The 9,519-nt window shown below is 69.7% G+C and carries 4 protein-coding genes and 2 pseudogenes; 2 read left to right on the forward strand and 4 right to left on the reverse strand.

Annotated features, from left to right (window positions below; all coding sequences use genetic code 11):
• Nucleotides 1-20: 20 nt before the first annotated feature.
• From ileS to AB0I49_RS37080, 3 genes are all read right to left on the reverse strand, one after another.
• Nucleotides 21-3,071 carry an isoleucine--tRNA ligase gene (gene ileS, locus AB0I49_RS37070; RefSeq protein WP_363231629.1) on the reverse strand — a complete coding sequence of 1,017 codons (3,051 nt, stop codon included), beginning with the start codon at nt 3,069-3,071 and terminating at the stop codon, nt 21-23.
• Between the two features lie 626 nt (nt 3,072-3,697).
• Nucleotides 3,698-6,769: a BTAD domain-containing putative transcriptional regulator gene (locus AB0I49_RS37075; RefSeq protein WP_363231630.1), complete on the reverse strand. Its 3,072-nt coding sequence runs from the start codon at nt 6,767-6,769 to the stop codon at nt 3,698-3,700.
• A gap of 436 nt (nt 6,770-7,205) precedes the next feature.
• On the reverse strand, nt 7,206-7,985 hold the full coding sequence (locus AB0I49_RS37080) for a BPL-N domain-containing protein (protein WP_363231631.1): 780 nt from the start codon (nt 7,983-7,985) through the stop codon (nt 7,206-7,208).
• A 147-nt stretch (nt 7,986-8,132) separates the two neighbouring features.
• Here AB0I49_RS37080 and AB0I49_RS37085 point away from each other — a divergent pair.
• Both AB0I49_RS37085 and AB0I49_RS37090 read left to right on the forward strand, forming a co-directional pair.
• Nucleotides 8,133-8,297, forward strand: a pseudogene (locus AB0I49_RS37085) (DNA-binding response regulator); the annotation flags it as partial.
• The gene (locus AB0I49_RS37090) at nt 8,294-9,397 is read left to right on the forward strand and encodes a histidine kinase (RefSeq protein WP_363231632.1); all 1,104 of its coding nucleotides are present in this window, start codon (nt 8,294-8,296) and stop codon (nt 9,395-9,397) included. The pseudogene AB0I49_RS37085 and the gene AB0I49_RS37090, both read left to right, overlap by 4 nt.
• A 4-nt stretch (nt 9,398-9,401) precedes the next feature.
• On the opposite strand, the pseudogene AB0I49_RS37095 reads toward AB0I49_RS37090, so the two are convergent.
• Nucleotides 9,402-9,519: pseudogene (locus tag AB0I49_RS37095) on the reverse strand (metal-sulfur cluster biosynthetic enzyme); the annotation flags it as partial.

Genomic DNA, 9,519 nt, shown 5'->3' on the forward strand with positions numbered 1-9,519 from the left:
GGCTCGGCTGCGGCCGACCGTCAACTGGTGTGCGCCGCGGCGAAGGCGAATCCCTCGCCGCGGGCGGTGATGCCGTCGTCGGGCAGCTTCCGCAGACCTTCGACGGACTCCGCCAGCACTTCGCCGGCGATGGTGGCGGCCCCGGGGAGGAGTTCCTCCTCCACCCAGAGACGAATGCGGTCCAGGACCTTCAGCCCGGCGTCCCTGCGAGCCACCTGGATACGGCGGATCACCGTGCGCTGACGTCCTTCCAGGGCGAGCGCCTCGTCGACGGTGGTCTCCAGTGCCACGGTGACGCCGTCGGACGCGGAGATCTGCCAGCCGCCCTCCAGCACCTCCTCGATGACGACCTCGTCCGGCGCCACCGTCACCTCACGCCCGCCGGCCGCCAGCCGTATCGGCAGTCCGGCACGGAGCGCGGCGATCCGCTCGGGGTCGGTGACGGCCGACACCGCCTCGGCGACCTGGGCGACCGCCTCGCGGTGACGGGGGCCGAGGATCTTCCAGTTGGCGCGCAGCCGGTGGCTGAGCGGCAGTTCGGCCTCGGCGCCGATGTGCAGCCGATGCACGTTGAGTTCCTCGACGGCGATGTCCCGGATCGCCTGGGACCAGTCCGAGACTCCGGCTACCACCACCGTACGCAGGGGCTGGCGTCCGGGCAGTCCGGCGTCACGCCGAGTGGCGCGCCCCAGTGTGCTGGCCTGCCGCGCCTCGGCCATCTGCGCTTCCAGGGCTTCATCGACGGCGTCCGCCGCGGGGATGAGCGGCCAGTCGGACAGGTGGACCGATCCGGCTTCGGGTCCCGTGATCCGCTGGTGGACGGCTTCCGCGAGGAAGGGACAGAACGGGGCGAGGAGCACCGCGAGCGTCTCCAGGACATGCGCCAAGGTATCCAGCGCGTCCCGGTCGCCTTCCCAGAAGCGGCGGCGACTGCGTCGGATGTACCAGTTGGAGAGCTCGTCGATGAACTCGCCGATCCGGTTGACGGCGAGGTGGGCCGCGTAGCTCTCCATGTCGTCGGTGACGTCACGGACGAGCCGCAGCAGACGGGAGCTGATCCACTGGTCCATCAGGTGCTCGCTGCGGTGGCCCGGAGTGGGAGAGAACTTCTCGATCTCGGCGTAGCGGGCGTGGAAGGCGACGACGTTCCACAGAGTGTGCAGGTCCCGCCGGACGCGCTGGCCGATGGCCTCGAAGGAGATCCGCCGGGCTCCCCAGGGGGCGCCCGCGGACAGCAGGTACCAGCGGATGCCGTCGGCCCCGTACTCGGGCAGGAGTTCCTGCGGGTCGATGACGTTGCCGACCGACTTGGACATCTTGCGGCCGTCGTCGTCGACCAGGTGTCCCAGGCAGACGACAGTGGAGTAGGGGCTTTCGCCGAACGCCATGGTGTTGGCGGCCAGCAGGGAGTAGAACCAGCCGCGGGTCTGGTCGACGGCCTCACAGATGAAGTCGGCTGGATACGCCCCGGCGAAACCGTTTTCCGGGTTGTGGGGATGCCCCCACTGGGCGGCGGGTACGCAACCCGAGTCCAGCCAGACGTCGCAGACCGCCGGTGTCCGGGTGGCGGTCTCACCGCACTCCGCGCAGGGGAACGTGATGTCATCGATATGCGGTCGGTGCAGCGAAAGGCGGGACTGGTCGCGACCGGTCAGCGCGGTGAGTTCGGCCCGGGAGCCCACGCAGACGGTGTGATCGGACGGACACCGCCAGATCGGCAGGGGGGTGCCCCAGAACCGGTCGCGGGAGACGGCCCAGTCCACGTTCTCCCTCAGCCAGTTGCCGAAGCGGCCGTCCTTGAGGTGAGCAGGGTGCCAGGTCACACTCTCGTTCTGCGCGAGCAGGTCATCCCTGCGCGTGGAGGTGCGGATGAACCAGCTGGGCTTGGCCCAGTAGATGAGCTCGCAGTTGCACCGCCAGCAGTGGGGGTACTGGTGCTGGTGCGGCTGGATCCGCAGCACGAGGTCTCGTGCCAGCAGGTCGTCGAGGATTGCGGGAGTCGCCTCGTGGACACCGCGGCCCTGGAACGGGGAGGTCTGGTACTCGCCGTTGCCGTCGACGGGATTGACGACGGCCAGTCCTTCGCGCAGCCCCAGGTCGTTGTCCTCCTCGCCGAAGGCCGGCGCGATATGCACCAGACCGGTTCCCGTGTCGCCGGCGACTCCGTCCCAGCCGACGACGACTGCGCACCGGCCGGCGGCGGGCTCCACGTCGGGATACGGCCGCAGGTAGGTACTGCCGACCAGATCACTGCCGGGAAAGGTGTCGGCGGCCACCGCTCCCGCGAGCACCTGGGCCGCACGTTCGACGGCCACGATCACGGTTCGCCCATCGACCTCATAGCGTCCGTAGCGGGCCTCGGGGTCAACCGCCACCGCGGTGTTCGCCGGGAGGGTCCACGGCGTGGTGGTCCACACGAGCAGCTGATCGCCCCCCTCCTCCAACGGGAAGCCGACGTACACCGACTGGTGGGTGACCTCGCGGTACACCCCGGGCTGGCCCAGTTCGTGGGAGGACAGACCGGTGGCGCACCGGACGCAATAGGGGACGACCTTGTAGCCTTCGTAGACCAGATCCTGGTCCCATATCTGTTTGAGCTGCCACCACACGGACTCGAGGAAAGAATCGTCCATGGTCCGGTAGGAATTCTCGTAATCCACCCAGTAACCGATACGCTGAAACACTTCGGAAAAGGTCGATATATTCCCCTCGGCGAGTTCGCGGCATTTTTCCACGAAGGCGCCGATACCGTAGCGCTCGATGTCCCGCTTGTTCTTGAGGCCCAGCAACCGCTCTACCGCGATCTCGACCGGAAGGCCCTGGCAGTCCCAGCCGGCCCGGCGGTCCACCCGGCGCCCGCGCAGGGTCTGGAAGCGTCCGTAGACGTCCTTGTAGGTGCTGGTCCAGACGTGGTGCAGGGCGGGTGAGCCATTGACGGTCGGTGGCCCCTCGTAGGTGACCCACGGCTTGCCCTCGGGATTACGCCGGGCGAAAATCTTCGGAATGCCGGCTTGCCGCCAGAATTCCAGTACGTCCATTTCCAGCGACGGCAGATCAAGCGGGCCGCTCATTGCACTCCCATGTACGCGGAATCACCCGGCCTCCATGCGGTCCGGCCGTTCCAGCCTAGACGGGGGAAAGGTCCCGGAAGTATCTGCCCCGAAGATTATGGAGGAATATCGTGACGATTGTGGGAGCGATCCGTTTCAGTACCGGACGGTGCTGCGCCGGGCGGGGCCGTCCACCCGCACGCGTCCTCCGCAGGAGATGGCCTGTCGCGGATCCGTGTGTCCCATGTGCCCCGACGACATCACGCCCACCACCTCAGTGACGCGGAATACGAGGCTGCACTGCTGAACCGGTGCTGTTCCATGTCTCAGGCTCATATCCGGCCTGGGACGTCGGACTCGCGGACCCGCCACGAGGGCTGCCCTCCGCCACCCCTCCGGCCGGACACAGCCCACAGTGATCGATGCGCTCGCGCATGTACTTGATCATCAGGCAATTCCCTTCGAGCGGCAGAGGCACGCGCGGCCTGCCGTCGATCCGACGGTGGCAGGCGGCGATCAACGGCCGATCACCACGCGAGCACCGCGACAGAAGTGCGGCTCCCGTCCGCCGTGCGTCCCGTGGTGATCGAGGGCCCGGCGGACGAGCGCCGAAGAGTGTCGCCAGGGATCGGCATGCCTCTTTCTCTTCAGCGATCGGGGGCGAGTCCGGCTGCCGGCCCCGTCAGCTCGCCCAGCAGCGATGCGGCCGTGTCGGCGTCGGGCAGGCCGAGACTCAGGTAGAGGTCCCGTGCCCGTTCCAGGACGGCACGGGCATCACCCGATCGTCCTTGGTCCATGTACACCCGACCGGCCACTACCAGCGCGTTGGCCTGATCGCGCTGGTCGCCGAACTCCTCGCAGCCCAGCAGAGCCCGCTGCGCCTGTCCCGCCGCCTGCCCCGGACGCCCGAGCAGCCGCAGGGCATCGGCGAGCCGGAACCGCGCCTGGGCCTCACGTCGGTGCAGGCCGATGGCGACACAGAGCTTGAGGCAGGCGGTCAGATCGGCAGCCGCCGCCTCATACCGTTCCAGCTCATGGTGGGCGAGGCCGAGAACATAGCGGGCGTACGCCTCCCCCGCCTCGTCATGGAAGGTCTCCAGCAGGGCAAGAGCGCCCCGGCAGGTCCGCACCGCCTCGTCGGCCTGGCCGGAACGGATGCGCGCGAGGGCGACGTTGACCGTGCTGACAACCTCTCCCGAATGGTGCCCCAGGTCCCGGGCGATAGCTATGGCCTCTTCGTAGTACCCGATGCACTCCTCGTGGCGGAACGCCAGCGCACAGGCCAGGCCGAGGTCGTTGAGCGCCTGGCGCAGAATGAAGGCATCGCCCGCCTCGCGGCAGGCCCGCACCGCGAGCAGGGATTCCCTCCTGGCCTCGCCGAGCCAGGACTGGCTCAACGCGATATTGCCGCAGAGGAACCGGGCCCGGCCCTCCGCCTTGCGGTCTCCTGCCCTGGCGGCCGCCTCCGCCAGGTGCCGCACGGTGCTGACGGACAGCTTCACCACGATGTCCGCGGCGAACGGGCTGAGCGCGATGAGCAGGTCGATGACCTGGCCGACGACGGGCACACCGCCTGTGCGGTGACCGTCCTGCACACCGTTGCCCACCACCACTCGGGTGATCTGCTCCACCAGCGCATAGACGTTCTCGCCCTCGCTCGCCGCCCAGGCACGTGCCTCGGCCGCGCTGGTCAGGGGGAGACCGCTGGACCGGGCCGATCGCAGGGCGCTGCCAATGGGGTCTCCGGGAACCGCCTGTTGAAACGCGGAGCAGGCCGTGGCCAGCAGATGGTCGAGGAGACGGTCGACGGCTTCCGCTGTGGCGACCGGATCAGCCTTGGCCTTCCGTTGGGCGAAGGCGCGGAGCAGGTCGTGATAGCCGTAATGGCCCACGCCGGGGGATTCCAGCATGGCCACGTCAACCAGGGGCTCCAGTATGCCCTCGGTCTCGAAGACGGACTTGCCCAGCAGAGCGGCGGCCCATGCCAGGGGGACCGCCGGGCCGTCGACGACGGCGACCAGCCGAAAAGCGCGGGCCTGTTCCGCCGGCAGCTGCTTGTAGCCCAGCTCGAAAGTCGCCTCGATGGCGAGGTCGCCGACGCGCAGCTCGTCGATGCGCCGTTGTTCGTCGGCCAGACGGTCGCTCAGACTCCGGATGGTCCATCTGGGCCGGGCGGCCAGCCGGGAGGCGACGATCCGCACGGCCAGCGGCAGGGACCCACAGGCTTTGGCCAGAGCCAGGGCGTTTTCCCGCTCAGCGGCCACCCGGTGCTCACCGATCACCCGGCTGAGCAGCGCGATGGCCTCGGAGGGCTGGAAGCCCTCCAGGCCGCACTGCAACGTGGCGGGCAGCCCGGACAGTCGGCGCCGGGCGGTCACCAGGACGGCGCAGCTCGCCGAGCCCGGCAGCAGAGCGCGCACCTGGGCGGCGTCCTTCGCGTCGTCCAGCACGATGAGCAACCGGCGTTCGTCGACAGCGGACCGAAACAGTGCGCCTCGGGCCGCCAGGTCGTCGGGCAGGCTCTCGGGGGCGATGCCCAAGGCGGTGAGGAAGCCGGCCAGTACCGCCCCCGGGTCCGCAGGAACGGTGTCACTGCCTCGCAGGTCGGCGAAGAGCTGTCCGTCCGGGAAGGAAGCCCGCGCCCGGTGTGCGACGTGGAGTGCCAGCGTCGTCTTCCCCACCCCGCCCATGCCGACGACGCTGATCATTGCGAGAGCCTGGCGGCCGGGGGCGGTCAGAGCTGAACACAGGGCTGCGGCGAGGGTTGCGCGACCGGTGAAATCGACTGCGTCGGGCGGGAGTTGCGCAGGCTGAGGTAGCGCCGGGGCGCCAGATCGCTGCCCCTGGGCGTCGCTCGGGTCCGCTTCACCGCTGTGCTGTCCGGTGGTTACAGCGGCGGCGCCGTTCGGGGGCGGGGCAGGGGCAGGCCGCGGCGCGCGCGTGGCGGCGGCGCTCGGCACCAGGGTGGGATCGCCGTCGAGGATGCGCCGGTGCAGATGCTGCAGTTCGGCGGTGGGTTCGACGCCGAGTTCGTCGATGAACGTCTGCCGCGCGGAGCGGAACACGGCCAGTGCTTCCGCCTGTCTCCCGGTCAGGTACAACGCGCGCATCAACAGGCAGTAGGGGCGCTCCCGGAAGGGGTCCTGTGCGGTGATGCTCGTGAGTTCCGGTATGCAGTAAGCGGCCCTGCCGAGTTCCAGGTCGAGGGATATCCGCTCTTCGAGCAGGATCAACCGCAGCTCGTTGAACCGCTGACGATGGTACTCCGCGCAAGGGCCGGGTATACCGGCCAGTGGTTCCCCCGCCCAGAGCGCCAGTGCGCTGTTCAGCAGGTCGAGTGATTCCTCCAACCGGCAGGCGGCTCGGGCCCGTTCAGCCTGCGCTGCCAGGCTTTCGGCCCGGAGCGCGTCCACCGAGTCCGCGGGCAGGACCAGACGGTAGCCGTCACCGTCGGAGACCAGGACGCGGGGCGCAGCCCGGTCGCTCTCCAGCACTTTGCGCCAGCGCCAGGCGAACGTACGCAGCGTGGTCATGGCCGAGTTGGGCGCCTCGGCCCCCCATATGCCGTGGATGAGGTCCGTGGCCCCGACCGGCCGACCGGGATGCATGAGCAGCAGAACGGCGAGCATGGCCTGCTGCCTCGGCCCGCCCAGGTGGAGATCGCTCGACCCCAGGTGTCCCCGCATCGGCCCGAGCACAACGAATCGCAGATCAGTCAAGCCGCTTTCCTATCTTGGTCTGGCATGCCGAGGAAGGCGGCAGCTTCGAAGCCCCCCCCGTGAGCGGCCGCAAGGCTCCGCACCTCCCACCGGCAGTGGGGCCGCGCCCCGCCGTTGCCGATGCCGAACGATCACCGAGCCGGTCCGACGGGGACGGCGACCAAGGTGGGGTAGCTGTGCAGGGCCTGGCCAGTACCACTCAGGGCCGGCATGAGGCGTACGCGTTCGCCGGGTGCGATCAGCGCCGGACGTGCACCGGTGCTGTCGGCCGTGCGGTAGGCAGCGATCAGGCAGGTGAGCCCATTGGAGTCCAGGAACGGGGTGTACCGGCCGGAGTGGTGACGGCGTCCGAAGCCGCGACGAGCGTAAGCCGGTACGGGCCGCATACGCCGACCACCACGGGATATGCGGACCCTCCCCTCCTTCTCCTCCGGTATCAGCCGGTGGTCGCCTTGATCAGGTCGTACGCCAAGTCAGGACGGACGCCGTCGGGGTTGTTCAGCCCTGCGCGCTCGTACCATGAAGCGTCGGCCTCCGGGTGCGGTCCGCTCACCCCGACACGGCCCTTGCCGTAGCGGGCGACGGCCACGGCGGGGAGATTGTTGCCGGGGTAGGTCGCCAGGACTTCGACGCCCTTGGCGTCGGCGCCCCGGTCGAAGTAGAAGACCGGGCCGTCCTGGAAGTACATGTGACGCGGCTTGCCCCGCCACGCCACCTTCAGGACGGTATCGCGATCGTCGTCGACCACGGCGCCGCGGGAGTCGGTATAGCCGCCCGCGTCACCGGGCAGCAGGCCGAAGCCCGGATCGCGGCCCGCCAAGTAGGCGCCGAAGCACAGCCCCAGATAGCTGCCGCCCTCACGGACCCACGTGCGAAGAACATCGGCGGAACCCTTCAGGTCCTGCCAGGTCCGCTCCAGGTCAGCGCCGCCGCCCGGCTGTACGTACAGCTTCGCCCCGGCGAGGTCGGATGCCTTCAACGGGGCCTTGACGAACTTGATCCGGTAGCCCTGCGGCGCCTCGCGCAACACCTTGGCCACCGCAGGCGCACAGTCGTCACAGCCCTGCGGGCCGTCATAGATCACTGCCAGAGGGCGCTCGTCGGGCTGTCGCGCCTCAGCGGACGAGGACGAGGCACAGCCGGCAACCAGCAGGGCGGCGCTCACGAGAGCGGCGATGAAGACGAGGGGGCGCCGAGTGGGACGCGTGTCGATCATGGCCCCACCCTTCCGCTCCGTGACTCATGCCCGGTACCTGCCGATCGGTGGGCAAGGCCCCCCGACCGGCGGGTGACCGATGGTCCTGTACGAGTCGTAGGTTGGGGAGGTGACGACGTACAGGAGACCGCACATATGATCCGGACCGTGCTGGTCGCCGAAGGGCTCCCGAACGCCGAGACCGGGGACCGGCCCCAGCTGAGCAGCGGGACGGTCAAGGACCATGCCGGCGCGATCCCCACCAAGGTCGGCGGACGGGTCCGGGCGGTGCCGCTCGCGCAGCGGGCAGGGCTGCTGCTGGGACAGCGGTGAACAGACTCCCCACCGCACTCGCCGACGCCGCCCTGGTCGTCCTCGCCGGGCTCGACTTCTGGCTCAACCTGGACGACCACACCCCCTACGGCCTCGCCCTCGGCGTTCTGTCCTGCGTGATTCTGCCCCTGCGCCACCGCCTCCCCCTGTCCGCCTTCCTGCTCTGCCTCCCCGGCTCCCTCGTCCAGGACGTCCTCATCGCGCCGATCGTCGTGCTCTACACCCTCGCCGCGTGCACCCGCGACCGGCGGCTGCTCGCCCTGTACGCCGCTCTCTTCGCGCTCATCACCGCCACTCCCTGGCCGCTGACGGACGTCGCGGGCGAGGAGTGCACCTGGACGCTGGTCACCTTCGTCTACATGCTCGCGATGGCCGCCGCCCCCATACTGCTGGGCCAGCTGGTGCAGACCCGGCGGGACCTGAGGCGACAGCTGGTGGAGACCGAGGCGGCCAAGGAGCACGAGCGGGAGCTGTACGCGCAGACCGTCCTCGCCCACGAACGGGCCCAGCTGGCCCGGGAGATGCACGACGTCGTCTCGCACCAGGTGAGCCTCATCGCCGTGCAGGCAGGAGCACTCCAGGTCACCGCCACCGACGACGAGGCCCGCGAGGCGGCCCGTACGATCCGCACGCTCAGCGTTGTCACCCTCGACGAGCTCCGCACCATGGTCACGCTGCTCCGCGCCTCCGGCGGCGCCACCACGGAGCTGGCCCCGCAGCCCACCCTGGCGGACCTGCGCCCCCTCGTCGACAACAGCGGCCTGGACGTCAGGCTGACTGGCGAACTCACGGCCCCGGACGCCGTTCCCGCCCCAGCTCAGCGCGCCCTCTACCGCACCGTCCAAGAGGCACTGACCAACGTGCGCAAGCACGCCCCGGGCGCCGCCGTGACCGTCGAGCTCTGGCACGACGTCGCGGCATACGGGGTCACCATCACCAACGGCATCCCGGCCCGCCCCGCCCTGCCGCTGCCCAGCGCACACCATGGCCTCGTCGGCCTCCGCGAGCGTGCCGAACTGCTGGGCGGCACGCTGGAGTCGGGGCCGTCCGGGGACGGCGGCTGGCGGGTACGGCTGCGCCTCCCGGACCGCCACAGCTGATGCCTCAGAGGTGGAAGCCGATCGCCTGGAGTTGTTCGCGGCCGTCGTCGGTGATCTTGTCGGGGCCCCAGGGGGGCATCCAGACCCAGTTGATGCGGAGTTCGTTGACGATGCCTTCGGTG

This window comes from Streptomyces sp. NPDC050617 (genome assembly GCF_040654795.1).
Lineage (GTDB): Bacteria > Actinomycetota > Actinomycetes > Streptomycetales > Streptomycetaceae > Streptomyces.